The sequence below is a fragment of the Teichococcus aerophilus genome (assembly GCF_014490485.1).
In the GTDB taxonomy this organism is placed as follows: domain Bacteria; phylum Pseudomonadota; class Alphaproteobacteria; order Acetobacterales; family Acetobacteraceae; genus Pseudoroseomonas; species Pseudoroseomonas aerophila.
Genome location: NZ_JACTVA010000005.1, coordinates 118,413 through 135,623, shown reverse-complemented (window position 1 = coordinate 135,623; position 17,211 = coordinate 118,413). Strand labels below are relative to the sequence as shown.

15 protein-coding genes are annotated in these 17,211 nt (G+C 69.5%); 6 read left to right on the top strand and 9 right to left on the bottom strand.

The features are described 5' to 3' along the window. Window positions 1–47: 47 nt before the first annotated feature. Window positions 48–1,043: a Bug family tripartite tricarboxylate transporter substrate binding protein gene (locus IBL26_RS05015; RefSeq protein WP_241749026.1), complete on the top strand. Its 996-nt coding sequence runs from the start codon at window positions 48–50 to the stop codon at window positions 1,041–1,043. Window positions 1,044–1,073: 30 nt separating this feature from the next. Here the strand turns inward: IBL26_RS05015 and IBL26_RS05010 are convergent, their stop codons facing one another. The 8 genes from IBL26_RS05010 to IBL26_RS04975 form a co-directional block, all read right to left on the bottom strand. Next, window positions 1,074–2,495 (bottom strand): FGGY family carbohydrate kinase, encoded by a 1,422-nt coding sequence (locus IBL26_RS05010; RefSeq protein ID WP_187783361.1) that lies wholly within the window; start codon window positions 2,493–2,495, stop codon window positions 1,074–1,076. After that, complete coding sequence (locus tag IBL26_RS05005) at window positions 2,492–3,691, bottom strand: NAD(P)/FAD-dependent oxidoreductase (protein ID WP_241749024.1); 1,200 nt, start codon at window positions 3,689–3,691, stop codon at window positions 2,492–2,494. The genes IBL26_RS05010 and IBL26_RS05005 overlap by 4 nt, the downstream gene beginning before the upstream one ends. Then, on the bottom strand, window positions 3,688–5,082 hold the full coding sequence (locus IBL26_RS05000; RefSeq protein WP_187783360.1) for an NAD(P)/FAD-dependent oxidoreductase: 1,395 nt from the start codon (window positions 5,080–5,082) through the stop codon (window positions 3,688–3,690). The genes IBL26_RS05005 and IBL26_RS05000 overlap by 4 nt, the downstream gene beginning before the upstream one ends. A gap of 51 nt (window positions 5,083–5,133) precedes the next feature. Beyond that, window positions 5,134–5,916 (bottom strand): DeoR/GlpR family DNA-binding transcription regulator, encoded by a 783-nt coding sequence (locus IBL26_RS04995; protein WP_187783359.1) that lies wholly within the window; start codon window positions 5,914–5,916, stop codon window positions 5,134–5,136. 424 nt (window positions 5,917–6,340) lie between these two features. Then, the gene (locus IBL26_RS04990; RefSeq protein ID WP_187783358.1) at window positions 6,341–7,015 is read right to left on the bottom strand and encodes an orotate phosphoribosyltransferase; all 675 of its coding nucleotides are present in this window, start codon (window positions 7,013–7,015) and stop codon (window positions 6,341–6,343) included. Then, window positions 7,012–8,259 carry a Zn-dependent hydrolase gene (locus tag IBL26_RS04985; RefSeq protein ID WP_187783357.1) on the bottom strand — a complete coding sequence of 416 codons (1,248 nt, stop codon included), beginning with the start codon at window positions 8,257–8,259 and terminating at the stop codon, window positions 7,012–7,014. Before IBL26_RS04985 ends, IBL26_RS04990 begins: the two co-directional genes overlap by 4 nt. Next, window positions 8,256–9,203, bottom strand: a complete 948-nt coding sequence (locus IBL26_RS04980; RefSeq protein ID WP_187783356.1) for a dihydroorotate dehydrogenase — start codon at window positions 9,201–9,203, stop codon at window positions 8,256–8,258. The genes IBL26_RS04985 and IBL26_RS04980 overlap by 4 nt, the downstream gene beginning before the upstream one ends. Beyond that, complete coding sequence (locus IBL26_RS04975) at window positions 9,200–10,054, bottom strand: dihydroorotate dehydrogenase electron transfer subunit (RefSeq protein ID WP_241749021.1); 855 nt, start codon at window positions 10,052–10,054, stop codon at window positions 9,200–9,202. The genes IBL26_RS04980 and IBL26_RS04975 overlap by 4 nt, the downstream gene beginning before the upstream one ends. Before the next feature lie 191 nt (window positions 10,055–10,245). Between IBL26_RS04975 and IBL26_RS04970 the strand changes: the two genes are divergently transcribed. After that, window positions 10,246–11,187 (top strand): LysR family transcriptional regulator, encoded by a 942-nt coding sequence (locus tag IBL26_RS04970; RefSeq protein ID WP_187783355.1) that lies wholly within the window; start codon window positions 10,246–10,248, stop codon window positions 11,185–11,187. Window positions 11,188–11,527: 340 nt separating this feature from the next. Continuing rightward, on the top strand, window positions 11,528–12,391 hold the full coding sequence (locus tag IBL26_RS04965) for a hypothetical protein (protein WP_187783354.1): 864 nt from the start codon (window positions 11,528–11,530) through the stop codon (window positions 12,389–12,391). A gap of 102 nt (window positions 12,392–12,493) precedes the next feature. Here IBL26_RS04965 and IBL26_RS04960 read toward each other — a convergent pair whose 3' ends face one another. Next, window positions 12,494–13,480, bottom strand: a complete 987-nt coding sequence (locus IBL26_RS04960) for an AraC family transcriptional regulator (protein ID WP_187783353.1) — start codon at window positions 13,478–13,480, stop codon at window positions 12,494–12,496. A 110-nt stretch (window positions 13,481–13,590) separates the two neighbouring features. On the opposite strand from IBL26_RS04960, the gene IBL26_RS04955 reads away from it, so the two are divergent. From IBL26_RS04955 to IBL26_RS04945, 3 genes are all read left to right on the top strand, one after another. After that, entirely contained in the window at window positions 13,591–14,817 is a 1,227-nt protein-coding gene (locus IBL26_RS04955) for an MFS transporter (RefSeq protein WP_187783352.1), read from the top strand. Between the two features lie 156 nt (window positions 14,818–14,973). Continuing rightward, window positions 14,974–15,630, top strand: coding sequence for a GntR family transcriptional regulator (locus IBL26_RS04950; protein WP_187783351.1), 657 nt, complete (start codon window positions 14,974–14,976; stop codon window positions 15,628–15,630). Window positions 15,631–15,943: 313 nt separating this feature from the next. Further along, entirely contained in the window at window positions 15,944–17,182 is a 1,239-nt protein-coding gene (locus IBL26_RS04945; protein WP_241749019.1) for an FAD-dependent oxidoreductase, read from the top strand. Window positions 17,183–17,211 lie beyond the last annotated feature (29 nt).

Genomic DNA, 17,211 nt, shown 5'->3' with positions numbered 1-17,211 from the left:
TGCCTGCGACGGGCATGTTCCCAACCCTGCATAACGGAGGAACATCCATGATAAGAACAACGAACCTGACGCGCCGTGCCCTTGGCGGCCTTGCCGCCGGCTTGCTCGCCGCACCCGCCGTCGCCTCCGCCAATGCCGTCGCGTCCTGGCCGGACAAGCCGGTGCGCGTCGTCGTACCGTTCGGTGCGGGCGGCGCTATCGATACGCTGGCACGCGTCTTCGGCCAGCGCTTCCCGACTTTCGCGAATGGCCAGCCGCTGGTGGTGGAAAACCGCTCCGGCGCCGGCGGCATGGTCGCGGGGGCCTATGCCGTCACGCAGCCCGCCGACGGCTACACGCTGATGATGGCGGATATCGGTGCCAACGCGCTGGGCAAGGAATTGAACCCGCGCCTGAGCTACGACCCGATGACCGCTTTCACGCCGCTGATGCACATGGTCAACCTGCATGCGGTGCTGATCGCCAATCCCGGCGTCACGCAGATGACGGTGGCCGACATCATCCAGGAAGCCAAGCGCAAGCCGGAAGGTTTCGCCTACGCCTCGGCTGGCGTTGGCAATGGCAGCCACCTGATCATGGCGCTGCTGGAGCGTGAGGCGGGCATCAAGATGGTGCATGTGCCGTATCGCAGCGGTTCCGAGACCACCACGGCGGTGATGCGCGGCGATGCGCAGCTCTGCTTCCCCTCGCTTTCCTCCACCCTGGCGGCGTTGCGGGGCAAGCAGGTGCGTGCGGTGGCACTGGGTGCCGGGCCGTCCCCGCTGCTGCCGGACGTGCCGCTGATGCACGACACCATCCCGGGCTTCGACGTCGCCATCTGGTACGGCCTGGCCGCGCCGGCCGGCATGGACCCGGCGCTGGCGGACAAGATCAACGCCACCTTCGCCAAGATCGCCGAGCTGCCGGATGTACGGCGTGCGGTGGAGGAGAACCAGGGCGGCAGCATCGTCGGGGGCTCGCGGCAGGATTTCACCACCTTCCTCCAGCGCGAATACGACCGCTGGACGCCGGTCATCCGCGAGGGCGGCATCCGCGTCGAATAAACCATGGGGGCAGGCTTTGGCGCCTGCCCCTCAGCCACGCCCCCAGGCCCGGCTCAGTGCCACTGCCTGTTGGAAGCGTTCGTGCAAAACGGCCGGGAGAATGGCATCGGGCATCACCGGCCGCCAGGGCTGGGGCCTTGGCCGTTCCGGCTGCCCGGCGGCGTGCAGGCAGAGATGCAGCACGCCCAGCGCCGTAACGTCCGCCGCCTCCGCGACCTCGATCGGTCGCCCCAGCGCCGCGGCCAGGAAACCTGCGAAGAAAGTGCTGCGGCTGAGCCCGCCATCGATGGCGATGCGCGCCGGCGGGCCGGCGCGGTCCCGCATAGCGCCGACAAGTTCCGCCGCACGCATGGCAATGCCTTCCAGCACCGCACGGCGCAGCAGGGCCGGACTGGTGCCGAGTTCCAGGCCCAGGAAGCAGCCGCGTGCATCCCGGTCCCAATGCGGGCAGCCCAGCCCGGCGAGCGCCGGCACGAAGGCCAGGCCCTGTTCCAGCGCCGAGGGACCGTCGAACGCGTCCAGCTGCGCGACATCCGCCAGCAGGCCGACGCCGCCGAGCCAGTCCACCGCTGCGCCGGCGGTCAGGATGCCGCCATCCAGCGCGTAGCGCGGCGGCTTGTCGCCTAGTTGCCAGGCGCAAGTGGGGAGCAATCCGTCTGGCAGGCCCGCGGCGGGCAGGGTGTCGGTCAGGCCGAGCGCGAAGGCGCCGGTGCCGAAGGTGATCTTCAGGTCGCCAGGGTCGGTGCAGCCATGGCCGAACAGCGCCGCCTGCTGGTCCACGATGCTGGCCACCAGCGGCGTGCCATCCGCCAGGTGACCGAAATCTCCGGTCGTGGGACGGATGGCGGGCAGGCACTCCATCGGCACGCCGAAAGCCGCGCACAGATCGGCGTCCCAGCACAGCCGCCGTAGATCCATCAGGCTGGTGCGGGACGCGGTGGAGACATCCGTCGCGCAGGTTCCGGTCAGGTTGTGCAGGAAGAAGGCGTCGCTGGTGCCGAGGCGTAACCGGCCCTGACGCAACAGGTCCCGCGCGCCGCCGGCGTGGTCCAGCAGCCAGCGCAGTTTGGTGGCGGAGAAGTAGGGGTCGAGCGGCAGGCCCGCGCGTTCCAGCGTCAAAACTTCCACGCCATCCGCGCGCAGGCGGGCGACGGCGTCCCGCGTACGATCATCCTGCCAGACGATGGCGTGGTGCAGGGGGCGGCCTGTGGCGGCATCCCAGGCGACGGCCGTCTCACCCTGGTTGGCCAGCCCGGCGAAGGCACAGGGGCCGGCCAATGCGATCAGCTCCCGCAGATGGCGCAGCAATTCGCCGGCGTCATGCTCCACCCAGCCGGGGCGGGGCAGGATCTGCCGCTGTTCCCGCCGGCCGGCCAGGGTGAAGCGCCCGTCGCGCCAGACATAGGCCTTGCTGGAGGTAGTGCCCTGGTCCAGTGCCAGAATGCCGTTCATGCCAGTTCCACACTAAGGCTTCTCACACCGCGCAGCACGGCGGCGGGCAGGGTGAGGGTGATGCGCCGATCCGGCAGCGCGTGCAGCCTGCGCTCCTGCACCACCTCTCCATCGGCCAGCACGCGCAACCGGCCGCGCTTCTCGCCGCTGGCACGGGCGCATAGGCGGATGGGTGCGTCGCCTGGCAGCAGGCGCTGCGGGTAGACATAGCGCAGGCCGCCTTGGGCCTGCACGGGAATGCCCTGCGCGGGCGCGGGCAGGGTGCCCGCCAATGCCTGCGCCATGGCCCGGGCGGCGGCGATGCCTTCTAGGGCGGCGGCGCCGGAATGCTCCACTGGGCGCAACACGTTGCCGGCGGCGAAGAAGGCGGGGTCGGTGCAGCGGAAATGGTTATCGATGGCCGGCCCGCCCGTGGCGGCATCGAACTGCAGGGGCCCGGCGCGCACCAGCGCGGCTTCCGGCACGAAGCGGCCGCTGAGGATGACGCCGTCGCAGGCGATGCGTTCCTGCCGCCCGGCTTGCTCCACGCGCACGGCTTCGACGCGCGCGCCGCCCTCGATGGCCACCAGCCGCGTCGCGGTGCGCACCGGCACGCCCAGCAGGTGGTGGGCGATCCAGTCGCCAGGGCGGCGGGCGGTGATGCGCGGCGCTTCCTCCAGCATCGCCACCGGCCGGATGCCGGCATGGCGGGCGGTGAGCAGGGCGGAGAAAGCCACCAGCTCCGTGCCCAGGATCACCGGCTGCTGGAAGGGGCGGACGCCACCGGCATAGACCAGTTCCTGGAACGCCCCGGTGCCCAGCACGCCCCAGGGCCTGGTGCCGGAAAGCAGGCGGGCGCCGCGCGGCATTTCGCGGATGCCGGCAGCCAGCAGCACGGTATGCGCCCAGAGCCGCTCCATCCCACCCGGACCGCTGACCTCCACCCCACCGCCGGGTAGCAGCGCGGTGACGGTGGTGTTGGTGCGGATCTCCGCCCCGCGCGCTGCCGCCACCAGCTTGCGGGCATACGTGGGGCCGCTCCACAGGCGGTGGAAATCCAGCATGCCCCAGCCGGGATGCGCGGCGAAGCGCGGCAGCCCGCCGGCTTCCGGGTTACGCTCCAACACCAGCACGTCGTCATGCCCGGCGCGCACCAGGGTACGGGCGGCGGAAAGCCCGGCGGGGCCGCCGCCAATGATGATGGCGCTGCGCATCATGCGCTGCTGCCCTGGATCGGCGTGACCAGCCCCGGCACATGCGGCGCGGCGATCTCCATTACCCGCCAGGTGCAGTAGAAGCCCTGGCAACGGCCCATCATGCAGCGGGTGCGGCGCTTCAGTCCGCCCAAATCGCCGGCCGGCAACGGACCTTGCAGCGCGGCGGCGATTTCGCCCCGCGTCACCATCTCACAATGGCAGACGATCTCGTCACGCCCCGGCCGCTGCCAGGGGCGGGGATGCTCCTCCGTCAGGTTCGGCACGGGGGTGAGGACTGGGTCCGCCGGTGTTGGCAGCGGGCCGAAATGCTGCGCGTACAACCGGTGCAGATGCGCGGCGATGCCCAGCGAGCCGGTGAGCCCGGTGGAGCGGATGCCCCCAACTGTGATCCAGCGCCGCTGCGGTAGCGCCTCGATCTGGTAGTCCTTGAACTGGGTGGCGGGGCGCAGGCCGGCATAGGTGGTGGTCACCGGCTCGGCCGCCAGGGCGGGGATCATGCGGCGGCCCTGGGCCAGCAGCCCCTCCAGCATCGCCTGGTCGACCGTCGCGTTCTCCCGGTCCTGCTGCTCCTCTGCCGTGGGGCCGACCAGCAGATTGCCATAGGCGGTGCGGCAGATGACGACGCCCTTGGTGCGCTCATTCGGAACCGGCAGGATGATGGCACTGGCCAGCGGATAGGCCGTCTTGTCCAGCACCACGAACTGGCCTTTGCGCGGCCGAATCTCGAACGGGCTGGGCCGGGCGATGGCTTCCACCGCATCGCCCTGGTTGCCGGCGCAGTTCACCACGACAGAGGCGCTCAGCGGTCCCTGGGAGGTCTGCAGCGTCCACCCCGCCTCCGCCTGACTGCCGCCGGTGACGCGGGTGTTCGGCAGGAAGGTGCCACCCATCGCCAGGCCCTGGCGGGCATAGGCCAGCGGGGCGGACCAGGCGTCGATCACGGCTTCCCCCGGCACCAGCACGCCGCCCAGCAGGTCATCGGCCAGATGCGGTTCCCGCGTCCGGACGTCCTCGGCGCTGATCTGCCGGACATCCAGCACGCCATTGTCATGCGCGCGGGCGACGATGCCGGGCAAGGCAGCGAGGTCAGCCGGGCTCCAGGCAACGACGATGGCGCCGGTCCTTAGCAGTGGCAGGCCCAGGCCCTGGTGCAATGCCTGATAGCGGGCATGCCCCTCCCGCATGCAGGCGGCTTCCAGGCTGCCTGGGATGGCATCGAACCCCGTATGCAGCAGGGCACTGTTGGCTTTGCTGGCCCCGCTGAGGATATCCGCCCCGCGCTCGACGAGGGCGACGCGCAGACCGGCCAGGCTGAATTCGCGGAAGATGGCGCAGCCGACCACCCCGGCACCGATGATGGCCATGTCGTAAGCAGGGGCGTCGGCGTTCATCCCCGGATGATATGACCGAACGGGCAAAAAATCTTCCTTCAAACCGCCTGTTCAGTCAAATTCCGTCGAAAGCGGCGCGGGCGGTGCCACCACCACCTCGGTCCCAGCCGCTTTCAGCGCCGCGGCCATGGAGGGCGGCGGCGGCACGTCGGTGACGAGGCGGTGCAACCCCGCCAGGGCGCAGAGCGGGAACAGCGCCACACGGCCGAACTTGGCCGCATCGGCCAGCACCGTTACGCTCCGGCAGCGTTCGATCATGGCGCGGGCGATCATCGCCTCCTCCAGATCGAAGTCATGGAGGCCGGTCTCGGTGATGCCGCCGACCGTCAGCACCGCATGGTCCGGGCTGAAGCCGGCCAGTTGCTGCAGCACCAGCGGGCCGACATTCTCGCCCGCATTCGCCCGGTGCTCGCCGCCCAGCAGGAAGGTGCGGTTGCCGCCCTGCGCCGCCTGTTGGGCGATGCCTGCCGCGTTGGTGATGATGGTCAGGTCACCCCGCCGCGCCAGCTCCGCCGCGAAGGCGAGGGTGGTGGAACCGGTGTCAATGCACAGGGCCTCCCCCGGCTGGAACAGCGGGATGGCCGCCGCGGCGATGGCGCGCTTGCCCGGCAGGTTCTCGACCATACGGCGTTGAAACGCACCTTCGCCGACGCTGCCGGATACCATGGCGCCGCCATGCACCTTGCGGAGCAGGTGCTTCGCATCCAGCTCGGTCAGGTCACGCCGGATGGTTTCCTGCGAGGCCCCCAGGCGGTGCGCCAGCGCCTCCACTGTCATCCGCTGGTGCTCGGCGACCAGCCCGACGATCCGGTCCCGCCGCTCAGCCGCACGCATCGGGTGATCCTTTGTCCATCAGGACGGGCTTACCGCCAAAAGGGCGCGGCGGGGAAGGTTTGGGGGGAGCTGGGTGGTTGCAGTTCGGACCGAGGGGGCTTGTCCCCTCGGGCTTCCCCGGCAGGGGATGCGATCCCCTGCACCCGCGTTTCTTCAGATGTGATGCTGGATCAAGGCACGCGCGAAGACAGGATTATTGCACGCCGAAGCAGTTGAAAGCGTGATTAACATTTTTGGAGACTATCAATGGACAGGGCTGCCGCATGACAGCGGATGCTCTGCGTCCAGACCCCATTTAATGGGCACAGCTTCGTAGGCCCACCCCAACACCGGGATTTGCAAAGGCCTTAGGCCTTTGGCGGGGGAATGTGAGAGAGGGTAGCGCCCCTCTCAAGAACCAGCCCCTCAACGCGGCGACCTGACGTCAGAAGCCGCGTCCGCCATGGTGCCCCGACCACGCCACTGGGTCCGCCAGGAAGTGCTCCAGCAGAGCCTGCTGTGCCTTGTTCAGGCCCTCGCCGGGCTCCAGGCGCCGCAGGTCTTCCCAGCTGGCCAGGTAGTGCAGGCGCAGGCCCAGTTCCTGCAGCCGTTCCTGCCCGCCGGGGAAGACCGCGTGGTGGAAGATGGAGAAGACGTCGGTGACGACGGCGCCGGCCTGGCGCAAGCCACGGGTGAAGGAGGCCTTGCTGCTGGCATCGGTGGTCAGGTCGTCCACCAGCAGCACGTTGCGGCCTTCCACGCTGCCGCCTTCTACCTGGGCGTTGCGGCCGATGCCGAGGGGGCGCTTGCGGACATAGCGCAACGGCAGGTCCAGCCGCTCGGCCAGGAAGGCGGCCCATGGGATGCCCGCCGTCTCCGCCCCGGCGATGATGTCGATGTCCAGGGAAGGGGAGCGGCGCAGGGTGGCGATGGCCAGGTCGATGACGGTGCGGCGCCAGCGGGGCCGGTCGACCAACAGGCGGCAGTCGACATAGACCGGGCTGGCCCAGCCGGCGGCCAGGAAGAAGGGCTGGTCCTGGCTGACCTGGATGGCGCCGGCCTCCAGCAGCAGGCGGGAGATACTGCGGCCGGTGATGGCCTGATGGCTGTCGCGGCTCACGCGGCCAACTCCCGCAGGGTGCGCCGGAGCAGCTCGGCACCGACATGGAAGTCGCTCATCTCCATGGCCTCCTTCGGGTTGTGGGAGCCATTGGCGTTGCGGACGAAGATCATGCCGCTGGGCACGCCGGCATTGGCGAATACCGCGGCGTCATGGCCGGCGCCACTCGGGATGGGTTCGTCCGGCTGGCCCATGGCCTGCAGGTTGGCCCGCAGGCGGGCGATCAGCGCGGCATCCATCTGCGCCGGCGCGGCATCCACCCGCCGGCCAGGCTCGAACCGCACGCCACGCTCCTCCGCCAGCCCGGCGCATTCCGAGAGAAAGAGGTCGTAGAACGCCTCCAGCGTTTCCGGGCTCTGGGAGCGGATATCGAGCGAGAAGGTCATGCGGCCGGGGATGCGCGCCATGGCGTGCTCGCGCGGGTCGGTGCCGATGATGCCGGAGGTGAGCACGAGGTCGCGGCCGCGTTCCAGCAGGGTGCGCCAGTGGCGGTCCAGCCGGGTGATCAGCTCGGCCACGGCAAAGACCGCGTCATGGCGCAGCCAGCGCGGCACGGCGCCGGAATGGCCGGCCTCGCCGAGGCACTCCACGGCCCGGTGGCGGAGGTTGCCACGGATGCCGGTGACGACGGCGGCGGGCATGTCCCGCGCCACCAGTACCGGGCCCTGCTCGATATGCAGTTCCAGCCAGCAGGCCAGGGAGGCGGGGTTCAGCAATACCTCGCCGCGCTCCACCCGGTCGGTGTCGATGCCGACGGAGCGCATCGCCTCCCCCAGGCTGCGCCCGGTGGCCACGTTGGCGGCGGCCAGATCTTCCGCCCGCAGGCGGCCGAACAGGGCAGAGGAGCCCAGATAGGCTTGGCCATAGAAGGCGCTTTCCTCCCCCCGCAGCGCCAGCAGGCGCAGGGAGCGGCGCGGCTGGAAGCCTTCGCGCCGCAACTGGCCCAGCGCCAGCAGCCCCGCCAGCACCCCGGCGGCGCCATCGAAATTGCCACCCTGCGGGACTGAGTCGAGGTGAGAGCCGCAAGCCACGGCGGGCAGGGTGGGATCGCTGCCGGGCAGGGTGGCCCATAGGTTGGCGCCGGTGTCCCAACTCGTCTCCAGCCCCAGCCGGCGTGCCTCGGCCTCGACCAGCTCCAGCGCCCGGGTCTCGGCCGGGGTGTAGCATTCGCGGGTGATGCCGACGCCGTCGAAGCTCTCGTCCCGCAACTGCGCGAACAGCCGCTCGGCCAGATGGTCAGTCATGGTGCCGGGGCGGCCCAGGCAAGATCGGCTTCATGCGTATCCTCGCGCTTCAGGGCGCCGGTCAATTCGGCGACATGGCCGATGCCACGGGCGGCGCAGAACTGCGCCAGACCGTCGATCACCTGCGTCATCGCCTCGGGTTGCAGAAAGGTGGCGGTGCCGACCTGCACGGCCGTGGCGCCGGCCAGCATGTATTCGGCGGCATCCAGCGCGGTGGAGATGCCGCCGCAGCCGATGACAGGAATGCGCACCGCCCGCGCGCATTGATAGACCTGCCGCAGCACGATCGGCTTCACCGCCGGGCCGGACAGGCCGCCCATGATGTTGCCCAGGCGTGGCTTGAAGGTCTGCAGGTCGATCGACATCGCCAGGATGGTGTTGGCCACCACCAGCGCGTCCGCGCCCTCATCCTCGCAGGCCAGGGCGACAGCGGCCATGTCGCCGGTATTGGGGGTCAGCTTGGCCCAGAGCGGCAGGCTGGTCGCTGCCCGCAGCCGCCGCATGACCGCGGCGGCGGAGCCGGCCTGCATGGCGAAGGCTTTGCCGTCCTCCTCGATATTGGGGCAGGAGATGTTGGCCTCGATGGCGGTGACGCCCGGCACGCTGATTTCGGCAGCCAAGGCGGCGAAGCCTTCCGCCGTGGGGGCGGAGATGGAGACGACCAAGGGCGGCCGCCAACGCTGGTAGAAGGGCAGGCTGTCCCGCAGGAAACAGGGCACGCCCTTGGACGGGATGCCGATGGCGTTAAGCATGCCGCCCGGCACCTCCGCCACGCGGGGCAGCGGGTTGCCGTCCCGCAATTCGCGCGTGATGGTCTTGGTCACCAGGGCGCCGAGGCGGTCGAGATCCATCACCCGCGCCAGCCCCTCGGCAAAGGTGCCGGAGGCGGGCATGACCGGACTGGCCAGGGTCAGGCCACCGATGCGCACCGTCATGTCGGTCATGCCACGGCCTCCAGCAGGTCGAAGACCGGGCCATCCCAGCAGACGCGCTTGTGCAACGTCCTGCCCTCCACCTGGAAGTCCCGCACGCAGCAAAAGCATATGCCAAGGCCGCAGGCCATCTGCTGTTCCAACGCCACTTGCCCCGGCAGGCCGAATTCCCGCGCCAGATCCTGTTGCAGGCGCAGCAGGCGGGCGGAGCCGCAGGTGAAGAAGGCATCGCAGCGCCCGGCGGCGGTCAGCGCACGCAACTGACGCTCGACATAGGCGGGGCTGCTGGTGCCGTCGCTTTCCGTCACTGCCAGGACCTCGGCGCCCTGGGCGCGGAACTGCGCTTCGGACACCACCAGCTCCGGCCGCCTGGCGCTGAGGATGGCGGTGACGCCGATGCCCTGCGCACGGGCCGCCCGGGCCAGCGGCGCCAGCGTCGCCAGCCCGGCGCCGCGCCCGACCGCGACGATGTGGCGCCAGGCGGGGTCGAGCGTGAAGCCCTGCCCCAGCGGGCCGAGGATATCCAGCTGATCGCCGACCCCCAGCATGGCCAGGCCACGGGTGCCGGCACCGGTGACCTTGTACAGGAACTCGACGGTGCCTGTTGCCGGGTCGGCGCCATAGACGCTCATCGGCCGCCGCAGGAAGGGCGCCTCGCCAGGCGGAGCGGGGCAGAGCAGCTGGAAGAACTGGCCGGGGGCCGCGCCGGCAGCGACGGCGTTGCACGCCAGCCGCATGTGCCGGTACTCGCCATTGACGGCTTCGTGGGAGATGATGAGTGCCTTCTCCGCAACCGCGCTAGGCTGGAAGGCGCTGTGGCCGCGGAGCCCCATGGATGGCTGGGGACCGGCTTCGTCACGCATTCGGAACTCCCTTTCCAATCCATGCCACCGGTGCCAGAGCCGGAAGCGGTGGCCGCCCCCGCTTGTGCGCTTGGCCGAAAGCCGGGACGGGCAATGGCACGATGCCAGTCTGCAATCCCCACTCCGCTCGCCAAAGTGCCGATTTTCGCCTAGGGTGATGCCGGTTCGGCATCGGAAAGAAGGCAGAGACCATGGCCAGGCCGCTGCGGATTCATGCCGCTGCCTTGCAGTATTTCGATGCGGTGCGCCGCGCCGGTTCCATCCGGGAGGGCGCCCGGCGGCTGAACGTCGCGTCCTCCGCCGTGAATCGGCAGATCCTCAAGCTGGAGGCGGAACTCTGCGCGCCGCTGTTCGAGCGGCTGCCCGCCGGGCTGAAGCTGACCGCGGCCGGCGAGGTGCTGGCACACCATGTGACCACCGTGATGCGGGACCTGGAACGCGCATCCTCCGAGCTCGACGCGATCAAGGGCCTTCGGGTCGGGCATGTCGAGCTGGCGACACTGGAAGGGCTGTGCCACCAGATCGTGCCGGAGGCGCTGCGGGCGGCGCATGCGGCCTATCCCCGCCTGACCTTCGGCGTCGGTGTGATGGGAACGGAGCAGATTCCCGCAGCGATCATGGATGGCGACGTGCATCTTGGCCTGGCCTTCGAGGTCCGGCGGCGGGCGGAGTTGCGGCAACTGGCCGTGGCGCGCTTCAGGCTGGGTGCGGTGGTGCGGCCGGACTCGCCGCTGGCGGCCCGCGCCGTGGTGTCTCTGCGTGATTGCCTGGAGCAGCCGTTGATCCTGCCGAAGTTGAACTTCGCTAATCGCGACCAGCTGCACGCGCTGTTCTTCCAGTCGCGCCTGCCGGACCGGGGACAGTTTGAGGCCGGCTCGGTGGAGATGATGAAGCAACTGGTGCTGCGGGGCATGGGTGTCGCCTTCATGACACGCGTCGGCGTCGAGCAGGCGTTGCAGCGCGGGGAGCTGGTGCATGTGCCGCTGCACCACCAGCGTGGGCCGGTGTTCAGCGAGTTAGGGCTGTATGCGCGGGCCGATACGTCGCTGCCGATCGCGGTGGAGGCGGCGGCGGCGCTGCTGGCGACCGCCATGCGGGAGTGCGAGGCAATGGAGGGTGGCGGAGAGGTTTGAGAGGGGCGCCGCCTTTCTCAAATCTTTTTTGCCGAGGGCCCAAGGCCTTCGGAAACCCCGGCTCCGGCACCTGGAAACCGCGCATGGTTTTGGCGGGCGCCAGCGAGCGGCTCGGCCACTGCTGATGGCCCTTATCAGGGCGAGCGATCTTGGCGGCGCCGGCCTTACGGCCGACCTTACGCCTCGGGCAACCTGTTACAATCTGCGGCGTTACACCCAGATACCCAGGAAGAGGAGACGGGTCATGGGTCGCGGAATTCTGCTTTGGCTGCTTGGGGTGCCGATCCCGGTGATCATCCTTCTCGCGCTGCTGTGGCGCTGAGACACGGGACAGACCCTCATGCCCCTGGAAGCAAGAAGCCCCGTTGGTAGCGTAGCCGCTGCCAGCACGCAGGAGGCCACGCAATCGGCCATTTCCTGGGGCGCCATCATCGGTGGCGCCGTGGCGTCCATGGCGATCACGCTGATCCTGATCGCCCTGGGTTCCGGCCTTGGATTGTCCGCCGCCTCGCCCTGGAGTGGTGAAGGCAACACGGCCACCACGCTGGGCGTGGCGACGGTGATCTGGCTGATCATCGTGCAGTGGTTCTCCTCCGGCGTCGGTGGCTACATGGCCGGGCGCCTTCGCACCAAGTGGAGCAGCATCCACGCGGATGAGTCGTTCTTCCGCGATACCGCCCACGGATTCCTGGCCTGGTCGCTGGCGACGCTGGTGACGGTCGGGCTGCTGGCCTCGGCTGCGTCGTCCGCCATCGGTACCGGTGTGCAGGCGGCGGCGAGCGTGGGTGGTGGTGCGGCGCAGGGTGCGGCCGGCGCCATGTCCGAGCTGACTGAAGGCTACGACATGGACAGCCTGTTCCGTCGGGCGCAACCGGATGCCAACGCCAACGCGGCGGATGCTTCGGCCGAGGCCGGCCGAATCATTGCCAATGGTGTCGCCAATGGAGATGTGCCGGAAGCCGACCGCGCCTATCTGGCGCAGCTCGTCTCCGCCCGCGCCGGGATCTCCCAGGCCGACGCGCGTAGCCGGGTGGATGCCACGGTGACCCGTGCGCGTGAGGCTGCCGAGAAAGCGAAGACGGCGGTGGACGAGGCCCGCAAGGCCGCGGCCAAGTTCTCCATCTACACGGCGCTGTCGATGCTGATCGGTGCCTTCGTGGCCTCCGCCGCCGCGGGTTGGGGTGGACGGCTGCGCGATACATAACAGGCTTGGTGCATCGGACACGGCCCGGCGGAGCGATCCGCCGGGCCTTTTTTATGCTCCGTTCGTGGCGGAGGCGGGGCGATCTTGGCGTTCGGGGGCCGTTCAGGCCACCGCGCGTGGGCCATCGGCCATGGCGGGCGGAGGTGCCGCTCGTGGGTGGCGCAGCGCCCCGGGCGGCTCCCCGGTGACACGCTTGAAGGCCCGGCTGAAGGCCGCCAGCGAGGTATAGCCCAGGCGCTGCGCGACGGCGTCGAGCGGGACCTTGTCCTGCGTGATCCATTGCGCGGCAAGGCGCATCCGCAACTCCGTGATGTAGCGCAGCGGCGGGATGCCCAGCACGGCCTGGAAGCGCTCGGCGAAGACGGAGCGGGAACTGCCCATCTCCGCCGCCAGGGCGGCGACCGTCCAGTCCCGCCCCGGGTCCCGATGCAGCGCGGCGATGGTGCGGGCCAGCCTGGGATCGCGAATGGCATCCACCAGGCCTGAGGCGCCGCCGCAGCCGCATTCCACCCAACCACGCACGATGGTGGCGGAGACCACATCCGCCAGCCGGGCAAGGATACCGGCGAAGCCGACGCGCTGCAGCCGGGCCTCGTTCTCCATGGCAGTCAGGATCGGCAGCAATTCCGGCTGGCGGTCCAGCAACGTACTGACCAGCATCACCTCCGGCATCAGCGCGACCAGGCTCTGCATGCCGCCGAGTTCGAACTCCATGGCGCTGCTGAAGATGATGGTGCTGCCGGCATCCGGTGCGTCGCAGCAGGCGGTGATGGCGCAGACATTGTCGCAAAGCGGGGCGGAGCTGAAGCTGGCGATGTCGCGGCACTGGGCCTCGGCGCTGGAGAGCAGCTGATGGGCGCCACCATGCGGCAGGAACACAGCGGTGCCGGCCTCCAGCGGGTGCAGCACACCGCTGGCGCTGCGCAGCACCACATGGCCCGCGGCGATGAAATGGAACTGCGCCCGCCGGTCCGCAGCGCCGAAGCCCAGGCCGAACGGCGCCGTCACCTGGATGCGGCGGCACTGGATTCCGCGCAACCGCATGCCGAGCAGCAATTCGCTCATCAGGTCTGGAGCAGGCTGGGTCATGGCGTGATCGCCGGCGTTTCGGTCAACAATATCGGACGTGATGCCATAGATCGTCCGACAGCTCAACCTTACTTTGCGCTGCAACACAGGTTGCAATGCGAGGATGGGTCATGAGTAGCGATGGAGTAGGCGTAGCGCCGGATGGCGCGCGGGAGACTCCGGCCTGGGCGGCCGTCGTCTCCCTATCCTTAGGCGTGTTCGGCCTGGTCACGGCCGAATTCCTGCCGGCCAGCCTGCTGACGCCGATGGCGGCGACGCTTGGCGTGTCGGAAGGCGTGGCGGGGCAGGCGGTAACGGTGACGGCGATGGTGGCGCTGGCCGCCGGCCTGCTGGCCGCGCCCGCGACGCGGGGCATCGACCGGCGGCTGGTGCTGATGGCGTTCTCGGTGCTGTTGATCGGGTCCAATCTGCTGGTGGCGTTCGCGCCCAACCTGGGCTTGCTGCTGCTGGGGCGGGTGATGCTGGGGGTGGCCCTGGGCGGCTTCTGGAGCATGGCGGCCGCCATGGCGATGCGGTTGGTGCCGCAGGAGATGGTGCCCAGGGCGCTGTCCATGATCTTCAGCGGCGTGTCCCTGGCCACCATCGTGGCGGCGCCGCTGGGGAGCTATCTGGGCGGGATGTACGGGTGGCGCAGCGTCTTCCTACTGGCCGCCGCCATCGGCGTGGTGGGGCTGCTGGCGCAGTTCGCGACGTTGCCGCCGCTGGCGCCCACCGGAACGGCGAAGCTGCGCACCCTGGCGATGGTGCTGGGGCGGCGGGGCGTGGCACTAGGCATGCTGTGCACCGTGCTGGTGTTCGGCGGGCATTTCGCCCTGTTCACCTATATCCGCCCGATGCTGGAGCTGACGGCTGGCGTGGATATCGAGCGCATGGCCCTGATCCTGCTGGGCTTCGGCGTCGCCAATTTATTCGGCACCTTCCTGGCCGGTTTTCTGCTGCAGCGCAGCCTGCGCCTGACCTTGATCGCGATGCCGGTACTGATCGGCAGCTCGGCGCTGGTGCTGGCCCACCTGCAGGTGGGGCTGCCGCTGCAGGCGGCGGTGGTCGCGCTGTGGGGCATGGCGTTCGGTGCCGTGCCGGTCGGCTGGTCCACCTGGGTGGCGCGAACCGTGCCGGACGAGGCGGAGAGCGCCGGCGGGCTGATCGTGGCGGCGGTGCAGCTGGCCATCGCCTCGGGCGCCGCCTTGGGTGGGCTGATTTTTGAGATGCGGGGCGTGGCGGGCGTGTTCGGTGCCGGCGGCGTGCTACTGCTGCTGGCCGCGATCCTGTTGGTGCCGCGCGTGGGGCGCGACCTTCCGACGGAGGGCCATGCCGGCCAGCACCCCGCCGTACTGTGAGGCCGCACCATTCTAAGCTGACGTGCCCGCATCGCTGATGCGGGCCCACGGCCGGGCTTGATGGCGGCGACGGGTGGCAGCTCCGCGATAGCCCCCTTGTGCTCCGGCCGCTTCCCCCGGCAAAGCCCGGGAGAGGTTGGAGGAGACGGACCCGTCATGTCGAACGCGGCGGAGCGCGCCTATCAGACCATCCGGCAGCGAATCATGGATGGCAGCTTCCCGCCGGGCTCGCCATTGCGGGAGGAGATGCTGGCGGCGGAGATTGGCGTCAGCCGCACGCCGGTGCGGGACGCGCTGCGCCGCCTGCTGGCGGACGGGCTGGTGGAGAGCGAGCGCAACTACGGCACCTTCGTCGCCGAGATCACGGGCGATGACCTGCATGAGGTGTACCAGCTGCGCGCCATGCTGGAGGGCTTCGCCGCCCGCCGCGCCGCGCAGCGGATCAAGCCCGAGGAATTGGCGGAGCTGCGCCGTCTGGCCGACGCCATGGAGGCCATCGAGACACCGGACGAAGCCGGCACCGCCCGCTTCAGCGGCCTGAACCGCGACTTCCACATGACCATCGTCCGCGCCGCCGGGTCGCGCCGGCTGGAAGGCATGATGGGGTGGGTGGTGCAGGTGCCGCTGGTGCTGCTCAAGCAGTATCGGATGCAGGAATGGATCAATATCGGCCGCTCCAACCGCCAGCACCGCGAGATCATCGAGGCCTTGGCGGCCCGCAACGCCGAATGGGCGGGGCTGATGATGGGCGCCCACCTGAATTCGACCAGACCAGCGAGACTGGTAGCGGAGATCGAGGCCAAGGGCGGTTGATTGTACACACTAAGGGCAGTGGCCGTGGATAACTGCTTCAAACAGGAGCGGTTCGGATAGCCACGGCGGGCCAAACTTGAGGCGCCCCGGATTTTGTGCGTGACGCGCCCCAATAATTGTACACAATGACCTCGACCTATTCAGGGGGAGAGGCGGATGCAGCGCCATGATCGGCCATGGCCGGCTTACCGGCCGCAGCAGAGGTCTGGAGATACGCACTGCGCAGCTTGTCCGGCCCCCAGGCTGAGGCGGCTCCGGACGGCGCATGGTGTAGACGTCATGCGGAACAGGGCAGGCGGCCTGAGTGACGACCATGGCGTGTGACCTGGGTGCCCCCATGGTGGGCAGCAGGCAGGCGGGGCGGGCACCGGTGCTGGTCGCCGGCGCCGGACCGGTGGGGCTGGTCGCCGCGGCCGCGCTGGCAGAGGCGGGCATTCCAGTCACCGTCGTCGAGGCCGAGCGGGACCTGCCGGACGGCTTGCGGGCTTCCACGTTCCATCCGCCGACGCTGGATATGCTCGACCGCTTCGGGGTCTCGGAGATTCTGGTGGACCAGGGGCTGATCTGCCCGCAATGGCAGTTCCGTGACCGGCGCGACGGTCCCGTCGCCACGTTCGACCTTGGCCTGCTGCGGGATGAGACGGCACACCCCTACCGGCTGCAATGCGAGCAGTGGCGACTGACCCGCCTGCTGCGCGACAGGCTGGCAGCCAACCCAGATGTCCGCTTCGTCTACGATGCCCGCGCGGCCGGCGTGACGCAGGATGCCGACGGCGTGATCCTGCGAATCGAGCGGGAGGATGGCAGCGCGGAATCGCTGCGCGGCAGCTGGCTGATCGGCGCGGACGGCGCGCGCAGCGCCGTGCGTAAGGCGATGCAGATCGGCTTCCAAGGGCAGACCATCCCGGAGCTCTACCTGACGTGCTCCACCACCTTCCAGTATCAGGAGGTGATGCCCGTGCTGACCAACATCGCTTATATCTCCGACCCCGACGAATGGTTCGTTCTGCTACGCACCACCAGCGTCTGGCGCCTGCTGCTGCCGACCGATCCGGCGGAGCCGGAGGATGTCATGCTCTCCGACGCGCGTATCCAGGCCCGGATGCAGGCGGTGCTGCCGAAGGCGGGCGACTACGAGATCCGCCATCGCACCGCCTACCGGGTGAATGAGCGGGTGGCGGAGCGCTACGTCACTGGCCGCGTGCTGCTGGCCGGGGACGCGGCGCATGTGAACAATCCGCTCGGTGGCATGGGCATGAATGGCGGCATCCATGACGCCTTCAACCTGGCCGAGAAGCTGACGCGGGTCTGGCAAGGGGCCGACCCGGCCGTGCTGGGCCGATATGAACGGCAGCGCCGCAAGGTGGCGCTGGATGTCGTGCAGCAGCAGGCCTTGCGGAACCGAGCCACGCTGAACCAGCGCGACCCGGCGGTGCGGCGTGCGTCGCTCGACGACCTGCGAGCGACTGCGGATGATGCCGCCAGACACAAGGATTACCTGATGCGGACTTCGATGATCGCCTCCCTGCGCGCCTTGGACGAGGTGGCCTGACAACGCCACGGGGCATGGCGCAGGCCATG

Coding starts and splice junctions, on each gene's coding strand:
- IBL26_RS04955 (WP_187783352.1), top strand. CDS start 13,591: ATGAGTAGCGATGGAGTAGGCGTAGCGCCGGATGGCGCGCGGGAGACT.
- IBL26_RS04965 (WP_187783354.1), top strand. CDS start 11,528: ATGCCCCTGGAAGCAAGAAGCCCCGTTGGTAGCGTAGCCGCTGCCAGC.
- IBL26_RS04950 (WP_187783351.1), top strand. CDS start 14,974: ATGTCGAACGCGGCGGAGCGCGCCTATCAGACCATCCGGCAGCGAATC.
- IBL26_RS04945 (WP_241749019.1), top strand. CDS start 15,944: ATGGCGTGTGACCTGGGTGCCCCCATGGTGGGCAGCAGGCAGGCGGGG.
- IBL26_RS04975 (WP_241749021.1), bottom strand. CDS start 10,054: ATGCGTGACGAAGCCGGTCCCCAGCCATCCATGGGGCTCCGCGGCCAC.
- IBL26_RS04960 (WP_187783353.1), bottom strand. CDS start 13,480: ATGACCCAGCCTGCTCCAGACCTGATGAGCGAATTGCTGCTCGGCATG.
- IBL26_RS05015 (WP_241749026.1), top strand. CDS start 48: ATGATAAGAACAACGAACCTGACGCGCCGTGCCCTTGGCGGCCTTGCC.
- IBL26_RS04995 (WP_187783359.1), bottom strand. CDS start 5,916: ATGCGTGCGGCTGAGCGGCGGGACCGGATCGTCGGGCTGGTCGCCGAG.
- IBL26_RS04985 (WP_187783357.1), bottom strand. CDS start 8,259: ATGACTGACCATCTGGCCGAGCGGCTGTTCGCGCAGTTGCGGGACGAG.
- IBL26_RS05005 (WP_241749024.1), bottom strand. CDS start 3,691: ATGATGCGCAGCGCCATCATCATTGGCGGCGGCCCCGCCGGGCTTTCC.
- IBL26_RS04980 (WP_187783356.1), bottom strand. CDS start 9,203: ATGACCGACATGACGGTGCGCATCGGTGGCCTGACCCTGGCCAGTCCG.
- IBL26_RS05010 (WP_187783361.1), bottom strand. CDS start 2,495: ATGAACGGCATTCTGGCACTGGACCAGGGCACTACCTCCAGCAAGGCC.
- IBL26_RS05000 (WP_187783360.1), bottom strand. CDS start 5,082: ATGAACGCCGACGCCCCTGCTTACGACATGGCCATCATCGGTGCCGGG.
- IBL26_RS04970 (WP_187783355.1), top strand. CDS start 10,246: ATGGCCAGGCCGCTGCGGATTCATGCCGCTGCCTTGCAGTATTTCGAT.